The sequence below is a fragment of the Atopobiaceae bacterium genome (assembly GCA_022483015.1).
GTDB lineage: Bacteria > Actinomycetota > Coriobacteriia > Coriobacteriales > Atopobiaceae > JALCUE01.
In genome coordinates, this window is record JAKVOB010000001.1 from 1,117,038 (window position 1) to 1,136,938 (window position 19,901).

Sequence of the window (19,901 nt, forward strand, 5' to 3'; positions counted from 1 at the left end):
TTTACGAAACCGATTAACTTAACGGGCGGAAGGTGCGATGGTAACCCTCAAGACGATTGCCGACGAGTGCGGGCTGTCCTCTGCCGCGGTCTCCAAGGCGCTCCGCCACCTTCCTGGCGTGAGCGAGGAGAAGGCCAGGCAGGTCCGTGAGGTCGCCCAGCGGCTGGGGTACGTCCCTAACGTCGCCGCGCGCACCCTTCGCACGAGCCGGAGCTATAACGTCGGCGTCCTCTATGAGGCCGGCATGGACCACGAGTTCTTCTCGTCGATGCTGAGCGAGGTGCGTGCGCGCCTCGAGCGCGAGGGATATGACGTCACGCTCCTGAGCAACGAGTACAAGCACGAGGACGGCTACTACGGCCAGGTCATGCGCAGGCAGTGCGACGGCGTCATCATCATGCATCACATCTTTGACTCGGAGGGCCTGGACAAGCTCCTCTCGAGCACCGTGCCCGTGGTCTCCATCGACCGCGTCTATACGGGCTGCACGAGCATCCTGTCCGAGAACGACCAGGCCATGCACGAGATCGTGGACTATCTCGTCGGCATGGGCCACAGGCGGATCGCCTTCGTCCACGGCGAGATGGGCGATGTCACCCGCGCACGCATCGACGGGTTCCGCACCGCCATGGCCGCGCACGGCATCGAGGTCCCCGACGACTACCTCGTCCAGTCCAAGTACCAGAACCCGGAGGCCGCGCGCATCGCCACCCGCGAGGTCCTGCTGAGGGGCCCCCGTCCCACCTGTGTCCTGTTCCCCGACGACTTCGCCTACCTGGGCGCGCTCGCCGAGATGCAGTCGCAGGGCCTCTCGGTTCCCGACGACATCAGCTGCTTCGGGTTCGACGGCATCAGGCTCGCGTCCGCCGTCTATCCCTCGCTCGCGACCTACAAGCAGAACTCCCGCGGCATGGGCCGCATGGCCGTCGAGGCGCTGCTCGAGCAGATCGAGGCCGGGCACGGCTCGCAGGACGGCGTGATCCGCGTGACGGGCTCGGTGCAGCCCGGAGGCACCGTGAGGAAGATCGGCTAGTCACTGTCCCGCTATAGAAGACCAGGATTTACGACCAGAAGGGCGAACATGAAGAACTATCGCTTTGAACAGGCCAGGACCCAGACCATCGATGCGAAGCGGCTCGTGCGCGACCGTTTCGATGCCGACCTGCTCGAGGGCTCCCTTGACGCCGAGTTCATCGATGCCGACCGCTCGAGCGCCCTGGGCTTCTCGGGCTTGCCCTTTGCGGCTCCCATCTGCGAGTACCTCATGGCCGACCCTGCGGTGCTGTCCTACGTGAGGGACGTCGAGGGCACGCAGCTCATGGCCTTCCGGGACGGTGCGCTGGTCCACGAGACCGAGGGCGGGAGCCGCACGGTCCCGACCGACGTCGCGACCATCGTGCAACAGGTCTATGACCGCGTGCTCGCGAGCCCTGGTACGCTCGACGAGAAGGGCGAGCTCGTCCTCGACCTCAAGGCCTACCAGGTGGGTCCTCACTATCCGGTGAACCTGCTGCTCGGCAATAGGGACGGCTACCCCTATCCGCTCTACACCACGCCCAAGGCCGCGCTCGACGGCCTCGGTCGCGGCTCGTTCAGGGCCACGGGCGGCACGCAGGTCCTGGCAAGCCGTTTCGCCATCGAGCTCGAGCAGAACGGCGAGCCTGCCAACCGCCAGTTCTACCTCGTCGAGGATGGCCGTCAGATCTTCTACTCGGCCAACGTGAACGAGAACGTGGCCACGGCCACCTGCGTGCACTCGCAGGGCCGCACGGTCATCACCTACGAGACCGAGGACGGCCTCACCATCCGTCGCACCATCTTCATCCTCCCGCAGGAGGCGGGCATGCCCACCGCCGTGGAGGCCCAGCGCGTCGAGGTCGAGAACCACTCCGGCCGCGACCGTGACCTCCAGCTGGTGATGACGGGCATGTTCGGTATCGCCGACGCCTCGACCCTCGCCAACGACGTGGTCTATGCCAACGTGGTCATCGAGAGCGAGATGGCCTATCGCGACGGCACGCCCGTCGCCATGACGCTGCACCACAAGCCCAAGGACTGCGCCTGCGAGAAGCGCTTCGCGCTGCTCCTCTCAGAGGGCAGGACCCTCGACTCCTTCTGCGTGGACCAGGCCGACTTCATCGGTCGTGGCACGCTCGACCACCCCGAGCTTGTCGGGCACCTCCCCAACCGCTATGGCCGCAAGATGTGCCCCTTCTTCGCGATGGGCACGCACCTCACGGTTGCCGACGGTGCCACGGGCGTCGTCGACGGCTTCGCCGGCATGATGGAGGGGGAGGGCGACATCTCGGGCGAGTTCGACGCTGCCCTCGACCGCTTCGTGACCCGCTACTCCGACCCGGCGGCCCTCGCCGAGACCTTCCAGGGCGTCGTGGACTTCTGGGACACCTACCCGGCCTACCTCCAGCCCAAGCTGGGGGATGCCGCGTTCGACACCTACGTCGGCCACAACCTGCCCTTCCAGGTCCTCTACCAGACGTACGTCTCGCGTGCCTTCGCCTGGACGCAGAAGTCCTATCGCGAGACGGGCTTCCGCGAGATCCAGGACATCTACGCCTCCATGTACTACCTCGTCGCCGCGGGTGACGCCGAGCTCGTGGCCGAGCTCCTCTCGAGCTGGGTCGAGAACGTCTGGCCCATGGGCTACGCGTACCATGACTTCACCTTCGAGGGCAAGGAGCCGGGTGACTGCTCCGATGACCAGCTCTGGCTCGTCCAGGCGGTCTGGCGCTACGTGAGCCTCACCGGCGACACCGACTTCCTCTCGCGCGAGTTCAAGATGGCAGGGCCCCAAGGCGGCACCCGTCCGCTCTGGGACACCCTCATGGCCATCCTCACCTACAGCGGCAAGATCTCGGTCGGCGCGCATGGCATGCCGCTCCTCGACAAGGCCGACTGGAACGACACGCTGCGCCTCGACCACCACGTCATGAAGGGCCCCGAGAAGGAGCAGGTCTATCGCGAGCAGCTCGAGAGGAGCGGCAAGCCCTACGGCACCCCGCTCGAGAACACCCTCTCCGAGAGTGTCATGAACGCCTGTCTGCTCAAGATCGCGGCCGACGAGGTCGCCGAGATGGCCCAGGCCACGGGGCGCGCCGCAGATGGCGCCACCGCTACCGGCATCGCACGTGCCCAGGCCAAGAGCATGCAGGACAACGCCTGGAAGGGCTCCTACTTCGCCCGCTGCCTCATGAACGATGACCGCGGCCACGACTACCTCGGTGCCAACGGCGATGGCCTCGCGCTCGAGGACGGCGAGGACGGCACCTACTTCCTGAACTCCTTCAGCTGGTCGATCCTGGCCGGCGTCGCGTCCGAGGAGCAGATTCGCCTCATGCTGGGCAAGGTCCAGAAGAACCTCCAGACGCCTGCCGGCCTGCGCCTCTCCACGCTCGTCGACTTCGACAGGCTTGGCATCGCCACCGGCACGGCCCTGTACTTCCCAGGCGACCGCGAGAACGGCGGCGTGTTCAAGCATGCGGCCATGATGGCCACGGTGGCCGCGCTCAAGGCCTCCAAGCAGGTCTCTGACCAGGCTCTCGCCCATGAGCTCGCCGACCTCGCCTTCTTCATGATCGACAAGACCCTGCCGTACCGCACCATGGCGGACCCCTTCCGCATCAAGGGCAACCCCCGCTTCTGCACCCAGTACAACAACTCCGACACCGGCGAGAACATCGGCCCCATGCTCTCGGGCACGGCCACCTGGCTCACGCTCGCCGTCTATGAGTTCCTGGGCATCGACGTCACCGCCGAGGGCCTCACGCTCTCGCCTGTGATGCCCGAGGGACGCGAGGACATGGGCTATGTCCTCGAGCTCGGTGACGCCACGTATGACATCGAGGTCCATGGGGGTGGCGAGAGGTTCCATGTGGGACCCGACTCCACCTGCACCGTGGATGGCCAACCTACGGGACTCTCGATCGGTCGCACCCATGACGGGGCTCGGCACAGGGTGGTGATCGACCTCTAGAGGGGGAGGGAGGACGGCCCGGGGACACCCCGGGGGACGGACCAACGTTGCATTCAAGAGAGGGAGGGATGTGCATGCCAAGCACAAAGGTACATACGCACACGAAGGGAGGCGAGAAGCCGAAGAGGCAGCCGATCCTGTTCGTGAACCGGGCTGCGATCATGCTCGCGTGCGCGGCTGTGTTCTTCTCTGAGCTCAACCCTGCGAGGATCACCACGGCCATCAGCACGAACCTGACGTTGCTCACGTCGTGCTTCTCGTATGACTCCCTGATCGCCAACATCCAGAGGGCCGTCATGCAGGGGACCATCTCTGGCAGCGTCTTCGTGACCCTCATGATCGCCTGCGTCGTGCTGCTCGTCGGGGTGGGCCTCTGTGTCGCCGAGGCCTGCATGTCGATGGGCAACCGTAGGATGAGGTTCAACGGCCTCAGGTTCTCGTTCGTGGGCTCGCTCGTCATGGTGGGCGGGTTGGTCTGGATGTATCTCCTGGCCGTCCAGATCGCGAACGCCAACGTGAGCACGGCCCCGGCATGCCTGTCGGGTGGCTTCTTCTACTACCTGGTCATCGCGCTCGTCATCCTGCTCACGACGGTCGCCATGTTCGCCCAGGCCAAGCGGAGCGCCGAGCCGCTCGAGGACAAGGCCGAGATGAAGGAGAAGTACAAGCTCTTCCTGATGTTCCTGCCTGTGCTCGTACTCACCTTCGTCTTCGCCTACCTGCCGCTCTGGGGCTGGCGCTACGCCTTCTTCGACTACAAGTCGGGCGGTACGCTCTCGGCTGACAACTTCGTCGGCCTCAAGTGGTTCACCATCCTGTTCCAGAACGACACCACGCGCGCGGACTTCCTCCGCGTGCTCGCGAACACCCTGGGCATCAGCTTCCTCTCCATCATCACGAGCTGGATCCCGATGATCTTCGCGGTCTTCTTGACGCAGGCACCCAGCAAGCGCTTCCGTCGCGTGGTCCAGACGTTCACGACCGTCCCGAACTTCCTGGGCTGGGTCATCGTCTACGCCGTCGCACTCGCCATCTTCTCGTCCGATGGCTTCATCAACAACTTCCTGAACAACATCCTGGGCATGTCGGTCAGCACGAACTACCTCATGAACGGTGACCACATGTGGATAAAGATGCTGCTCTGGGGTCTGTGGAAGGGTGTCGGCTGGAGCGCGATCATCTACATCGCCGCCATCACGGGCATCGACCCGTCGCTGTACGAGGCTGCCGAGGTCGACGGTGCCGGCAGGTTCCAGAAGATGTGGTACGTCACGATCCCCTGCCTGCTTCCCACCTTCTTCGTGCTCCTGCTCCTCTCCATCGGCAACATCCTCTCCAACGGCCTCGACCAGTACCTGGTCTTCTCGAACGCCATCAACTCGAAGAGCATCGAGGTCCTGGACCTGTACGTCTACAACCTGGGTATCGGGAGCGGACAGATACCCATGTCGACCGCGGTCGGCATGTTCAAGTCCGTCATCAGCGTGGCCCTTCTCCTTGGCGCGAACACCGTGTCCAAGAAGATCCGCGGCGAGAGCATCATCTAGGAGGTGTACCTATGTCTAAGAAGCACAACGGATCGTTCACGAAGCAGTCGGCGGGCGACGTGGCCTTCAACATCATCAACACGGCCGTCTTCGTCATCTTCACGTTCATCTGCATCTTCCCGTTCTACTATCTGCTCATCAACACGATCTCGGACAACTCGCTCGTTGCCGCCAACCAGATCACGTTCTTCCCGGTGGGGATCCACTTCGATAACTACCTGGCCCTGAAGGACGTGAGCGACTTCGGCAACTCGGTCATGGTGACCGTGTCGCGTACCGTGCTGGGGACGGCCCTGATGGTCATCATCTCGGCCTACGCGGGATACCTCACCACCAAGCGCACGATGTGGAAGCGGAGCTTCTGGTATCGCGCGGTCGTCGTGACCATGTACTTCAACGCCGGCCTCATCCCGTGGTACATGAACCTCCTGGGCCTGGGCCTCACCGACAACTACTGGGGCTACATCCTGCCGTGCCTGATCGTGCCGTACAACATCGTCCTCGTGAAGACCTACATCGAGTCGATCCCGGCCTCCCTCGAGGAGAGCGCGACCATCGACGGCGCGACGGCCATGCAGGTGTTCACCAAGATCATCCTGCCCCTGTCGAAGCCGATCCTTGCCACCATCGCCGTCTTCGGCGCCGTGGCCAACTGGAACTCCCTGCAGGACTCGCTGATCCTCATGGCCAACAGCCCCCAGCTCTACACCCTGCAGCACCGCCTGTGGATCTACCTCAACACGTCCTCAAACCTGGCCACGGCCATGAACACGGGCGGTTCGGTCACCTCGGCAGCGCTCAACACCAAGGTCATCAAGTACACGATCTCGATGGTCACCGTCATCCCGATCGCCCTCGTCTACCCCTTCATGCAGCGGTACTTCGAGGAAGGCATCATGCTCGGCGCCGTGAAGGGCTGACGTACGGTCGGCTCTGACGAATCGTCTCATACCATTCAGTCAAGGGAGCACATGATGAATCATCCAGGAAAGCATTCGATGAGTCGTAGGAACTTCGTGGGCCTCATGGGTCTCATGGGCGCATCCGCGGCCATGGCTGGCTGCTCGGTGAGCTCCAGCGGCTCGAGCAGCTCGAGCACCACCACGGCTGCAGACACGTCCGTCCTCGACAACAAGGACACCATCACCCTCACCGTCTTCAGCGAGACGGCAAACTGGTCGGGCGCCCAGACCGGCTGGGCTGCGACGCTGCTCAAGGACCTCTTCAACATCGAGCTCAACGTCATCCCCGACACCAACGGTGCCTATGACACACGCATGCAGGCCGGCGACCTCGGCGACATCGTGATCTTCGGCACCAAGGGCGACGACTACCAGAACGCCGTCAAGGCAGGCCTGCTCTTCGACTGGGAGAGCGAGGACCTGGTCAAGAACTATGGTCCCGACATCGAGAACTACTTCTCGGAGTCCATCGAGGCGAACCGTTCCCTCAACTCTGACGGAAAGGTCTACGGCATCGCCAACGAGCTCACCAACAAGAGCGGCCAGCGCGACGTCTTCCAGTACGAGTGGGGCCTGCGTTGGGACCTCTATGCCAAGGCCGGCTACCCTGCCATCACCGACTGGGACAGCCTGGTCTCCGCCCTCCAGCTCATGAAGGCGCAGAGCGCCACGGGCGACACGGGCCGCACGACCTATGCCCTGTCCGCCTGGCCTGACTGGGACGACAACATGGTCATGTACGTCAAGTCGCTGGCCTCCGGCTACTATGGCTACGACGAGCTCGGCCTCGGCCTCTACGACTCCTCCAACGGCACCTTCCATGGCGCCCTCGAGGCGGATGGTCCCTACATGCAGGCCCTCAAGTTCTGCAACAAGCTCTATCGCGCCGGCCTGCTCGATCCCGACTCGATGACCCAGACCTATGACGAGATGATCTCCAAGGCCCAGAGCGGCGACGTGCTCTTCTCGCTCTTCAACTATGCGGGCTCCGAGGCCTTCAACACCGATGCGCACACGCAGGCCAACGAGTACTTCGCAGCCTATGCGCCCACTGACGCCCACACCATCGTCTATGGTCTCGCCCCCTGTGGCCAGAGCCGTATGTGGTCCATCGGCGCCAAGACCCTCTATCCCGAGAAGTGCATGCAGCTCATCAACTGGCTCTGCACGCCCACGGGTGCCATGGCCATCTGGTACGGCATCCAGGGCCTCATGTGGGACTACGACGACAACAAGGGCACCTACTTCACCGACCTCGGCAAGAAGTGCGCTTCCGATGCCACGACCAGCCTCGAGGGCACGCAGTGGACGTCGCCCTACAGCAGCCAGAGCTACACGCTCGGCAACACCTTCAACGACGGCAAGCTCCAGATGAACAACGAGACCTGGGGCCCCGGTGCCGTCAACCCCGACTCTGACGGCGAGCGCTTCAACAAGGTCACCTGGGCGAGCACCAAGACCGATCCCGCCTGCGACGCAGAGGCTGACTGGCGCAGCAAGACCGGTGCCGACACCTTCGAGGACTATCTGGGAAGCACGAGCTACTCCCTCGTCCCGGCGTCCAACTATGCCGAGTCCGAGAAGAGCTCGGAGCTCCAGCTCAAGTGGGACCAGGTCAAGAAGGAGGTCTGCAACGGGTCCTGGAAGGCCATGTACACCTCCGATGACGCCGCCTTCGACGCCGCCGTGCAGGACATGACCACGCAGTGCCAGGGCTATGGCTATGACGAGTGCGTCTCGTGGTGCGATGACGAGGCCAAGACCCGCTACGGGCTCCAGGAGTCCTAGGCGAGGATGTGCCCTTGGGGCACGTACGGTAACGACGGGTTCCCGGGCGGGCGTCTGCCCGCCCGGGAATGGCGAAAGGCGATGGCACAGATGAACCTCAAGGTCGACTCACCCCTCATCCAGGCTGGGATCAAGGTCACGAACCTGCTCATCCTGAACATCTATTGGATCCTGGGCTGCCTGCCGCTCATCACCATCGGCACCTCGACGATCGCGGCCTTCACCGTGTGCGAGAAGATGGCCGAGGACCGTGAGGGCATCGGCATGACGCGGGAGTTCTGGGGCGCCTACAAGGAGAACCTCAGGAACGGCATTCCGCTGACGCTTGTGTTCGCCGCCGGGGCCTATGCCGTCTGGTTCAACTTCCAGCTCTTCAACAAGCTGCCCGACAACCCCATCTGGTTCCTCATCTTCGCGATCCTCATGGTCGTGCTCATGGTGGTGCACGGCCTCTATGCCTTCGCCCTCGAGGCTCGGTATGCCAACACCCTGCGCGGCAGCCTCGTGAACGCACGACTCATCTTCTTCCGCTTCTTCCCGCGCACCCTCGCGCTCGCCGGCATCCTCTTCATCCAGTGGCTCCTGTTCTTCCAGACGTCGACGGTCCTGGTCTACGTGGGCGTCTTCTGCGCGCCGATTCTCATGATCTACACGGCGAGCCAGATCTCTATGCCCATCTTCCGCAAGCTCGAGCACAACAGCTACGCAAACGAGTCGCTCAGCGTGAGCGGTGACAACTAGCCATGAAGGGAACCACTCGCATGATCAAGGTCGGCATAGACTACTACCCTGAGCACTGGGACCGCTCCATGTGGGAGACGGACGTCGCCACCATGGAGGCCATGGGCGTCGACGTGGTCCGCGTCGCCGAGTTCGCCTGGGGTGTGCTCGAGCCCGCTGACGGCAAGTTCGACTTCGGCTGGCTCGACGACGCCATCGACCTCATCGCGCGCCATGGCATGAAGGTCATCCTGGGCACCACCACCAACTGCGCGCCGCGCTGGCTCTATCAGAACCATCCGGACACCCTCCAGTGGGATGGTGACGGCCAGCCCACCAACCTCGGCGTCCGTGGGCACCGTTGCCAGGAGAGCACGACGTTCAGGACGTATGCCGCGCGTATCGTCACCGAGATGTGCAAGCGCTATGCGGGGCGCCCCGAGGTCTTCGCCTGGCAGATCGACAACGAGGTCGAGATCAACCACTGCACCTGCCCGACGTGCACGGCGCGCTTCCGCGAGTGGGTGGGGGAGAAGTACCATACGCTCGACGAGGTCAACAAGGCCTGGGGGACCGTCGTCTGGAGCGGCCAGTTCCAGAGCTGGGACCAGATCACGCCGCCGCTCATGCGGCAGGGCGAGGGCTTCAGCACCGGCTGGTACAACCCGGCCTACTACCTCGACTACGAGCGCTTCTGTGCCGACTCGACGGCTGGCTACGTGCGCTTCCAGTCGGACCTCATCCGCAGCTTCGACCCGGATGCGACCATCACCACCAACACCTGCTTCGGCGGGACCATGATGTGCGACCTCCACAAGGAGGCGGCAAGCCTCGACGTGGCCTCCTACGACAACTACCCTCCCGTCTCGATTCCCGACGACGCGGAGGAGACCTATTCCAACGCCTTCGGCCTCGACCTCATCCGCGGCCTCAAGCAGGGCAACTTCTGGATCATGGAGCAGCTCGGCGGTCAGATGGGCTGCTGGGCACCCATCAGTCCTGCGCTCGAGCCGGGCATGCTCGAGGGGTACGGCCTCCAGGCCGTGGCCCATGGTGCCGACCTTCTCTCCTTCTTCCGCTGGCGCACGGCCTCGACGGGCGCCGAGATGTTCTGCCACGGCCTGCTCGACCATGCCGACAAGCCGAACAGTCGCACCCGTGCGCTCGAGTCGCTCATCGCGCGCCTGGCCACCATGCCCGGGCTTGCCGATACCACCGCACATGCCCAGGTGGCCATGCTCTACGGTGCCGACCAGGAGTTCTCACTGCGTGACCAACCCCAGTCCGAGGACTACCACTACTGGACGCAGCTCAAGCTCATCCACGCGGCCTGCATGAACCTCGGCGTCGACGTCGACGTCATCGACCAGGCGGCCGACCTCTCGGGCTATGACGTGGTGATCGCGCCGGAGCTCATGGTCTGTGACCCTGAGGTCGTGGCCCACCTGGAGGAGGCTGCGACGCGCGGCGCCTCCGTGGTCGTCACCTGCCGGAGCGGCGTCAAGGACATGAACGGCAACTGCATCGTGGGACAGTACCTTCCTACGCTCCTGGCCCCGCTCTGCGGGTGCCACGTGCTCGAGTACGACCCCATAGGACCTCGCCGGCAGACGCTCCGTACCGAAGGGGACGAGGAGTACTCGATCACGAGCTGGTGCGACCTCGTCGAGTGCGACACGGCCACGACCTGGGCCCGCTACGCCGACCGCTACTACGAGGGAACCCCTGCGGTCACGCGCAACGACTTCGGGAAGGGACATGGCTGGTACGTGGGCTGCGTCGGCGAGAAGGCGCTCTACGTCCGGCTCCTTGCCGAGGTGTTCCGCGAGCAGGGCATCGGCACCACCACGGACGTCCCCCTCGGTGTCGAGATCTGCTCTCGCTCCGGCAAGGGAGGCACGTACACGTTCGTCTTCAACGACGCCATGGTCACCAACGAGCTCGACTTCGGCCCCGAGCACCTCGTGCTCGCGCCGCTCGAGGTCAAGGTCAAGACTGACGAGGGGTGGAAGTAACAGCCATGAGCAGGCAGGAGGCCACAACCCAGTACGCGCACGCCCTCAAGGAGGGCAAGCGTTGCTATCAGGAGTGCGTGCGCTCTGGTCGCTATCCCTACCTGCAGGTCCTCGACGAGATCCTGGCTGGTACCGAGACCCAGGGCCGCGTCGACCTCGGTCAGGTCGAGATTCCCATCGACCGCATCGCCGGGACCAAGGAGGCCGGGAGGGAGACCGCCTTCGCGGCGAACTTCATGCCCCTGCTCGCGGCGTCCACCGAGTTCGGCATGAAGTGGACCAGCCTGTGCGAGGCACACCTGGGCGAGTCGGGCATCCAGGACCCGATCCGTGCCTACGAGTACATGGGCCGCTTCTACGTGCAGGAGGGCAACAAGCGCGTCAGCGTCATGAAGAGCTTCGGCGCCATGTCCATCACCGGTCAGGTGACGCGCATCGTCCCTATGTGGTCCGACGACCTCGAGACCCGCGTCTACTTCGAGTACCTCCACTTCTATGAGCTCTCTGGCGTGTGCCAGGTCCACTTCAACGGCGTCGGTGGCTATGCCAAGATCCAGGCTGCCCTGGGGTTCGACGCGGACCACGTGTGGAGCGCGGCCGAGCGCCGTGCCTTCATCTCGGAGTACTACCGCTTCAAGCGTGCCATCGCGCCTCTGGACCTCGACGAGCGGCAGGTGACCTGTGGCGAGGCACTGCTCGTGTGGCTCCAGGTCTACACGCTCGATGACCTCAGGACCATGACGCCGGCCGCCCTCGCTGCGTCCGTCGTCGCCGTGCGCAAGGACATCGAGGCCGTGGGGACAGGCGGTCCCATCTCGGTCAACACGGAGCCGAACTCCGTGGACCAGGGGGTCGTGGGTCGCATCATCGGTTCGGTCTCCTCGCACAGCGTGCTCAAGGTGGCCTTCGTCTTCGAGGCGTCCCCTGCCGAGAGCCTCTCCGTCGCGGGACACGTGGAGGGAATGCGCCACCTCGAGCAGACGCTCGAGAGCCGCGTGCGGGTCTCGGCCTACTACGCGTCCAGGACGGTCCCGGTCGAGGATGCCCTCGCGTGGGCGGCCGAGGACGGCGCGGACCTGCTGGTGGTCACGAGCCCCAACCTCGTGATGGCCTGCCGCAAGGTCGCCGCCGCATATCCCAGGCTCCGCGTGCTCGACTGCTCGGTCGCCCTGCCGTACGCCGGTGTGCGCACCTTCTCCTGCCGCGAGTACGAGACCTCCTTCATCGCCGGTGCCCTCGCGGGTGCCATGGCCGGTTCCGAGCCTGTGGGCCTCATCGCCGGCGTGCCCACGATGGGCGTCCCGGCCGCGGTGAACGCCTTCGCCCTGGGCGTCCAGCTCGTCTCTCCTGCCACGCGGGTGCTCCTCGGGTGGTCCGGTGCCCCGGGTGACGCCTTCGACGGGCTCCTGCAGCGCGGTGTCAAGGTCATCTCGAACTGCGAGGTGCCCCTCTCGGCGCAGCAGCAGGAGTACGAGGGCCTGTGCAAGGTCGACGACGCGGGTCTCACGACGCTTGCGGTCCCGCATCTCAACTGGGGCGTCTTCTATGTGCGGCTCGTCACCTCCATCCTGAGCGGCACCTGGGACGCGTTGCAGGCGCAGAGCGGCACGGCCGCGGTGAGCTACTGGTGGGGGATCGCTGCCGGCGTCATCGACCTCGAGGTAGGTCCTTCCACCCCCGACGGCCCCGCGCACCTGGTCGACCTGCTGCGTGATGGCATCGCCACCGACCGCGTGCAGGTCTTCCGCAGGCGCGTGGTCAGGCGGGACGGCAGCGTCTTCAACGACGGCAGCCGCTGGCCCACCACGGACGAGGTCCTCAACATGGGCTGGCTCTGCAAGGGCATCGAGGGTACGCTCCCCGGTCTCGACGAGCTGCGTCCCGAGGCCCGCGAGCTCGTGCGGGTGCAGGGCGTCAACCGCGCGGACTTCCCGCCCGAGAAGGGAGGGCAGCTCGTATGAGGATGCTTGCGGTGTCCGACAAGGAGAGCGCCTACCTGTGGGACTACTACCAGCCCGGGGTGCTCGACGGCATCGACCTCATCGTGTCGTGCGGTGACCTCTCGGCCGAGTACCTCTCGTTCTTGGCCACGATGGGCAACGTCCCCGTGCTCTACGTGCCGGGGAACCACGACGGGTCCTACCTCAGGAAGCCTCCCGAGGGATGCGAGTGCGTGGACGACCGCCTGGTCACCGTTGGCGGCGTGCGCATCCTGGGCCTCGGGGGCAGCGCCTCCTACAACGGCGGGCCCTACCAGTACGACGAGTCCCAGATGCGGCGGCGCATCAGGCGGCAGGAGCTCCACATCAGGAGGGCGCACGGGGTGGACGTGATTCTCACCCATGCGTCCCCGCGGGGGATCGGTGATGCGGACGACGTGGCGCATCGGGGTTTCGAGGCGTTCCTGCCCCTGCTCGAGCGCACGAAGCCACGCTATCTGATCCACGGGCACGTGCATCTGAACTACGGCCAGCAGATTCAACGGACCCAGCGCGATGGTCCGACGACGATAGTCAACGCGTTCGAACGGTACGTGGTGGAACTGTAAGGCGGGACACACAACCAGGGTTTGACGAAGGGAGCACGTCATGGCAGAGGTACAGCTCAAGAACATCAAGAAGGTCTACCCGTACGACGCCGGGGAGTCCAAGAAGAAGGCCAAGAAGGCCAAGAAGGGCGAGGAGGAGACCCCCGAGGAGAAGCACAACCTCCAGATCACCGACGAGGGCGTCGTCGCCGTCCAGGACTTCAACATCGACATCAAGGACAAGGAGTTCGTCGTCCTCGTCGGCCCCTCCGGCTGCGGCAAGTCGACGACCCTGCGCATGATCGCCGGCCTCGAGGAGATCAGCGGCGGCGAGCTCTACATCGGTGGCAAGCTCATGAACGAGGTGGCGCCCAAGGACCGCGACATCGCCATGGTCTTCCAGAACTACGCGCTCTACCCGCATATGACCGTCTACGAGAACATGGCCTTCTCGCTGAAGCTCCAGAAGCTGCCCAAGGACCAGATCGACGCCAAGGTGCGCGAGGCTGCCGAGACCCTCGACATCACGCAGTACCTCGACCGCAAGCCCAAGGCCCTCTCCGGCGGCCAGCGCCAGCGCGTGGCCATCGGCCGCGCCATCGTCCGTGACCCCAAGGTCTTCCTCATGGACGAGCCCCTCTCGAACCTCGATGCCAAGCTCCGCAACCAGATGCGCGCCGAGCTCATCGAGCTGCGCGAGAAGGTCGACACGACGTTCATCTACGTCACGCACGACCAGGTCGAGGCCATGACGCTGGGCGACCGCATCGTCATCATGCGCGACGGCGTCATCCAGCAGGTCGGGACGCCCCAGGAGGTCTTCGGCCATCCCGCGAACCTCTTCGTGGCCGGCTTCATCGGCTCGCCCCAGATGAACTTCTTCGCTGACTCCAAGCTCACCCGCTCGGGCGATGCCTACACCATCGAGATCATGGGCGAGAAGGCCCCGCTCACGCCCGAGCAGAACGCCGCGCTCAAGGCCGCCGGCGTCGATGACTGCACCGTCACCGTGGGCGTGCGACCGGTCCACATGGTCGTGGGCGACAAGGGCCTGCCCGCCACCATCGAGGTCTCCGAGCTCATGGGCTCCGAGCTGCACCTGCACCTCTCGCTCCTGGCTGCCCAGAACGTGGTCGCCGTCGTGCCTACGGCCAACCTCGCTGCCGATGCCTACGCGCGTCACAGCGCGACGCACATCTCGTTCGACCCGCGCCTCATCCACCTCTTCGATCCCACGACCGAGAAGAACCTCATCTAGAAGCCCGTCGGCGGACCGCCGTACAGAAAGGACCCGGACCATGAAGTACACCGAAGGCTATTGGCTGCGCAGCGAACGAGCCAACGAGCTCTACGCGACCAGCACCTTCTCCATGCAGCCCATCGAGGGAGGCATGCGCATCCTCGCCCCCACCCGCGAGAGCGACCATCGCTCCCAGACGGTGGACTGCCCGGCGCTCACGGTGGACTTCACCGTGGTCGGCCATAACGCCATCACGGTGCGTGCGACCCACTACGCGGCCTTTGAGGCCCACGAGGCCCACTTCGAGCTCACACCATCGCCCGAGGCCTATGAGCTCTCGGAGGATGACGACGAGTACCGTCTCACCACGGGCGACGTCACGGTGCATGTCTCGAAGGGCGAGTTCTCGTACTGGTTCGAGTCTGCCGGCAGGCGCATCACCGGCTGCGGGTGGCGCAACCTCGCCTACCTGCGCTGGGACCGTTCGGTCTCCTCCGTGCGTCCGGGCCCTGACTACCTGCTCGAGGACGGCGAGCCCCACATGGTGAGCGAGCTCACGCTCACCCCCGGCGAGACCGTCTATGGCCTGGGCGAGCGGTTCGGCGCCTTCGCCAAGAACGGCCAGAGCGTCGAGACCTGGAACGAGGACGGCGGCACGGCGAGCGACGCGGCCTACAAGTGCGTGCCCTTCTACATGTCCAACCGCGGCTATGGCATCTTCGTGAACAGCTGCGACGACGTCTCGTTCGAGGTCGCCAGCGAGAAGGTCAGCGCGGTCGAGGCGAGCGTGCCCGGCGAGTCCATCGAGTACACCTTCTTCTATGGCCCCGACCTGCACGACGTGCTCGACGCCTACACGTCGATGACGGGACGTCCCGCGCTCCCGCCGGCGTGGTCGTTCGGCCTGTGGCTGTCGACCTCCTTCACCACCGACTATGACGAGAAGGTCACCTCCAAGCTCATGGACGGCATGGCCGAGCGCAACATCCCGCTCTCGGTCTTCCACTACGACTCCTGCTGGCAGCGCGCCTTCCACTGGTGCGACTTCAAGTGGGACCCCGAGGTTACGACCGACCCGGCCGGCATGCTCTCGCGCGTGCACGACCGCGGCATCCACACCTGCGTCTGGATCAACCCGTACGTCTCGCAGGAGTCCGACCTGTTCGAGGAGGCCGTCGAGGGCGGCTACCTGCTCAAGCGCTCCGATGGCCGTGGCACCTGGCAGTCCGACCACTGGCAGTGCGGCATGGGCATCGTCGACTTCACCAACCCCGAGGCCTGCGCCTGGTACCAGTCCAAGCTCAAGGTGCTTCTCGACCAGGGCGTCGACTCGCTCAAGACCGACTTCGGCGAGCGCATCCCGCTGGACGTGACCTACTTCGACGGGTCCGACCCCGCCTCCATGCACAACTACTATTCGTTCCTCTATAACCGCTGCGTGTTCCAGCTCCTCGAGCGCGAGCGCGGCCATGGCGAGGCGGTCCTGTTCGCGAGGAGCGCCACGGCGGGCGGCCAGCAGTTCCCTGTGCACTGGGGCGGCGACTGCATGGCGACCTATCCCTCGATGGCCGAGACCCTGCGTGGCGGCCTGTCGCTCTCGATGTGCGGCTTCGGCTTCTGGAGCCATGACATCTCGGGCTTCGAGTCCACGGCCACGCCTGACCTCTACAAGCGCTGGGCTCAGTTCGGCCTGCTCTCGAGCCACAGCCGCCTGCACGGTTCGGGCTCCTACCGTGTGCCTTGGGTCTTCGATGACGAGTCCTGCGACGTCGTCCGTGAGTTCGCCCAGCTCAAGTGCCGCCTCATGCCGTACATCTTCTCGAAGGCGGTCGAGGCCCACACGAGCGGCACGCCCGTGATGCGCCCGATGGTGCTCGAGTTCCAGGACGACCCCGCCTGCCAGTACCTCGACATGCAGTACATGCTGGGCAACGCCCTGCTCGTGGCCCCGGTCTTCTCGGATGACGGCCATGCCAGGTTCTACCTGCCGGCCGGCACCTGGACGGAGTTCTTCTCGGGCGACGCGACCGAGGGCGGCTCCTGGCAGGAGGGGACATACGACTACCACCACCTGCCGCTCTACGTGCGCCCCAACACGCTGCTCGCGATCGGTGCCCACGACGACAGGCCCGACTACGACTATGCCGAAGGCCTCACGCTTCGCTGGTACGCGCCCGCCGAGGGCGACGTCGCCCGCTTCACCGTGGTCGACAAGGCTGGCCTCACGCTCGACGAGGTCAAGACCACCTACTGCGGCGGTGCCGTGACGGTCGAGCAGAGCGCGGAGCTCTCCGGCCTCACCGTCGAGGTCGTGAACGGTCGCTAGTCGTTCGTCAGGGTCCGGTCTGCCTCATAGCGGGCCGGACCCTGCTGTCTGGAGGTAATGGGATGCGGGCGCCAAGGGCGGCCGCGGATGGGAGAGACGATGTCAGAGGTTCGGCTTCCGGAGGGGTTCTTCCTGGGTGCGGCGATGTCCGCCGCGCAGGTCGAGGGTGCAAGGTCGGTGGGCGGCAAGCTGCCGAGCACCTGGGACCTGTGGAGCGACCTCGCCCTGGAGGACTTCCACAACCATGTGGGCTCCGACCTGGGAAACGACTTCTACCATCGCTATGAGTCGGACCTCGACCTGCTCAAGGGCCTGGGGCTCACGTCCTTCCGCACCTCGATATCATGGAGCCGCCTGCTCGACCAGGATGGCAACATCAACCCCGAGGGTGCGGCCTTCTACCATCGGCTCTTCGCCTATGCGGCCAGGATCGGCCTCGAGGTCTTCGTGACCCTGTACCACTTCGACCTGCCGGCCTACCTCTTCAGGCGGGGCGGCTGGGAGTCGCGCGACACGGTCGAGGCCTTCTCGAGCTATGCCTCACGGGTGTTCGCCGAGTTCGGCCAGGAGGTGCGCTACTGGTTCACCTTCAACGAGCCGATCGTGGAGCCCGAGAACCGCTACCTCTATGGCGGCTGGTATCCGTTCGTTCATGACTTCGGGCGCTGCCGTCGGGCGCAGTACCATATCTCGCTCGCCCACTCCCTGGGCGTCTACCAGTTCAGGCGTGCCCAAGAGGCCGGCGTCGTGCGCGATGACGCCATGATAGGCCTCGTGAGCAGCTTTGCCCCTGCCTACACCAGGGACGACCCGAGCGATGCCGACCTCGAGGCACTCCGCATGTCCGACGGGCTTGCCAACCGCTGGTGGCTCGACCTCGTGTGCAAGGGCACCCTGCCGTCGGACGTCATCGACCCGATCGAGGCGTCTGGCGTGGACCTCGACCGGCGCCCGGGCGACGATGCGGTGCTGGCGCTGGGCACGGTCGACTGGCTTGGGTGCAACTACTACCAGCCCAATCGCGTCCAGGCACCGGCACGCACGAAGGGCGACGACGGCCAGCCGATCTTCGCCGACCCCTACATCTGGCCCGATCGCGTCATGAACGAGAGCCGCGGGTGGGAGGTCTATCCCAAGGGCCTCTATGACTTCGGCCTCAAGATCCGCGACGAGTACCCCGGCCTTGCGTGGTACGTCTCCGAGAACGGCATGGGCATCGAGGGCGAGTCCGCACACCGCGACGAGGCGGGCACCATCCAGGACGGCTATCGCATCGACTTCACGGCCGGTCACCTTGCCTGGCTGGTCAAGGCCATCGAGGAGGGGAGCGACTGCCGCGGCTACCACTCGTGGGGCGTCATCGACAACTGGTCATGGGACCACGCCTACAAGAACCGTTACGGCTTCATCGAGGTCGACCTCGACCACGACCTCGAGCGCAGGCCCAAGGCCTCCGCGGCCTGGCTCAAGGAGGTCTGCCGCACGAGGGGCTTCGAGTGGGATCCGGAGGTGGCTCGATGACGCTCGATGACGTCGCTGGAAGGCTGGGGCAGGTCGGCAACGAGGTCCATCTGCGTTCGCTGCGTGACACCTTCGAGATGCTCTCGCCTGTCGTGGTCGCCTCGAGTGCGGTGGTGCTTCTCGGCCAGGCCGTCATGGCGCTCGCTCCGGGGGCGCCCGTGGCCGAGGCCATCTGGTCGTGGGCCACGCGGTGCGTCCAGGTGACGATGGGTCTCATGGGCCTTCTGACCTGCGCGGCTGCGGCTTGGACCCTCGCCAAGGCGAAGGGTTCCGACCGTCCGCTCGAAGCGGTGCTCGTGGCCCTTGCCTGCCTCTGCATCCTTGCGACCTCTGCCGACGGGTCCATCGCACCCGAGGTGATGGGGCCGGCTGGCATGGTGTCAGGGCTGGTCGTGGGCCTCGGCGTGGCGGAGCTCCTCATGCGCTGTGCCGCATCCAAGCGCCTGCGCATCTCGTTCGGGGGCAACGTCCCTCCCGCCGTCGGCGATGCGCTGTCGGGCCTGCTTCCGCTGCTCGTCGTGCTGGGGGTCTCAGGTGTGCTTGCGGCCGGGGCCTGCATGGTCTCGCCGCCAGGCGTGGTCGCGCTCATGAACGCGTGGCTCCAGGTCCCGCTCTCGGCCGTGCTCTGCAACCTGGTCGTGGTGTGCGTGGTCTATGCCGCTGCCAACCTGCTGTTCTGCCATGGCCTCCACCAGGCCACCCTCACGGGCGTGCTGGTGAAGCCGCTCCTCATCGCGGCCATCTGCCAGAACATGCAGCAGGTCTGTGCCGGGGTCGCGCCGACGGGCATCATGAACGTGAGCCTCATGACGACCTGCGCGGTCATAGGCGGGTCGGGCTCGACCCTGTGCCTGCTCCTCGCCACGGCGCTCTTCTCGCACGACACCGATGCGCGCGGTGCTGCCAAGGACGCCCTTGCCCCTGGCCTCTTCAACATCAACGAACCGGTCATCTTCGGCTATCCGGTGATGGGCGAGCCGCTGCTCGAGGTCCCCTTCGTGGCTGTGCCCGTGGTGGGCCTATGCCTGGGCTATGCCGCGACGGTCGCAGGCGTCATGCCGGTCGCCGGCGTGGCCGTTCCCTGGATCTGCCCGCCAGTTCTGAGCGCGTTCCTCTCGTGCGGCGGCAGCCTTGCGGCCGTGGGGGTCCAGCTGGGCATCATCATCGTCGGGGCGCTCGTCTACCTGCCGTTCATGGTGGTCCGTGAGCGACGTACCGCAACCGCGGCGGGCGCGGGGGGCTCGGCCGACGCAGCCTAGCGGGC

At 65.3% G+C, this 19,901-nt stretch carries 13 protein-coding genes; all 13 read left to right on the top strand.

All coding sequences use genetic code 11. From position 1 onward, the window contains the following. The first annotated feature begins 37 nt into the window (after positions 1-37). The 13 genes from LKE50_04820 (at position 38) to LKE50_04880 (ending at position 19,896) form a co-directional block, all read left to right on the top strand. Positions 38-1,033: a LacI family transcriptional regulator gene (locus tag LKE50_04820; GenBank protein ID MCH3967930.1), complete on the top strand. Its 996-nt coding sequence runs from the start codon at positions 38-40 to the stop codon at positions 1,031-1,033. A gap of 48 nt (positions 1,034-1,081) precedes the next feature. Next, a complete protein-coding gene (locus LKE50_04825; protein ID MCH3967931.1) occupies positions 1,082-3,991 on the top strand; it encodes a hypothetical protein in 2,910 nt (969 codons plus the stop codon). Positions 3,992-4,065: 74 nt separating this feature from the next. Then, positions 4,066-5,538 (top strand): ABC transporter permease subunit, encoded by a 1,473-nt coding sequence (locus LKE50_04830; GenBank protein ID MCH3967932.1) that lies wholly within the window; start codon positions 4,066-4,068, stop codon positions 5,536-5,538. Positions 5,539-5,549: 11 nt separating this feature from the next. Continuing rightward, positions 5,550-6,458, top strand: coding sequence for a carbohydrate ABC transporter permease (locus tag LKE50_04835; protein ID MCH3967933.1), 909 nt, complete (start codon positions 5,550-5,552; stop codon positions 6,456-6,458). Between the two features lie 78 nt (positions 6,459-6,536). After that, positions 6,537-8,288, top strand: a complete 1,752-nt coding sequence (locus LKE50_04840) for a hypothetical protein (GenBank protein ID MCH3967934.1) — start codon at positions 6,537-6,539, stop codon at positions 8,286-8,288. A gap of 81 nt (positions 8,289-8,369) precedes the next feature. Beyond that, positions 8,370-9,029, top strand: a complete 660-nt coding sequence (locus tag LKE50_04845) for a YesL family protein (GenBank protein ID MCH3967935.1) — start codon at positions 8,370-8,372, stop codon at positions 9,027-9,029. A 20-nt stretch (positions 9,030-9,049) separates the two neighbouring features. Then, positions 9,050-11,023, top strand: a complete 1,974-nt coding sequence (locus tag LKE50_04850) for a beta-galactosidase (protein MCH3967936.1) — start codon at positions 9,050-9,052, stop codon at positions 11,021-11,023. 5 nt (positions 11,024-11,028) lie between these two features. Beyond that, positions 11,029-12,984 (top strand): BMP family ABC transporter substrate-binding protein, encoded by a 1,956-nt coding sequence (locus LKE50_04855; protein ID MCH3967937.1) that lies wholly within the window; start codon positions 11,029-11,031, stop codon positions 12,982-12,984. Continuing rightward, positions 12,981-13,571 (top strand): metallophosphoesterase, encoded by a 591-nt coding sequence (locus LKE50_04860; GenBank protein MCH3967938.1) that lies wholly within the window; start codon positions 12,981-12,983, stop codon positions 13,569-13,571. Before LKE50_04855 ends, LKE50_04860 begins: the two co-directional genes overlap by 4 nt. A 40-nt stretch (positions 13,572-13,611) precedes the next feature. Beyond that, complete coding sequence (ugpC, locus tag LKE50_04865) at positions 13,612-14,808, top strand: sn-glycerol-3-phosphate ABC transporter ATP-binding protein UgpC (GenBank protein ID MCH3967939.1); 1,197 nt, start codon at positions 13,612-13,614, stop codon at positions 14,806-14,808. Between the two features lie 40 nt (positions 14,809-14,848). Further along, complete coding sequence (yicI, locus tag LKE50_04870) at positions 14,849-17,116, top strand: alpha-xylosidase (protein MCH3967940.1); 2,268 nt, start codon at positions 14,849-14,851, stop codon at positions 17,114-17,116. Positions 17,117-17,215: 99 nt separating this feature from the next. Continuing rightward, positions 17,216-18,637, top strand: coding sequence for a glycoside hydrolase family 1 protein (locus tag LKE50_04875; protein MCH3967941.1), 1,422 nt, complete (start codon positions 17,216-17,218; stop codon positions 18,635-18,637). Continuing rightward, entirely contained in the window at positions 18,634-19,896 is a 1,263-nt protein-coding gene (locus tag LKE50_04880; GenBank protein MCH3967942.1) for a PTS transporter subunit EIIC, read from the top strand. The genes LKE50_04875 and LKE50_04880 overlap by 4 nt, the downstream gene beginning before the upstream one ends. Positions 19,897-19,901: the final 5 nt, after the last annotated feature.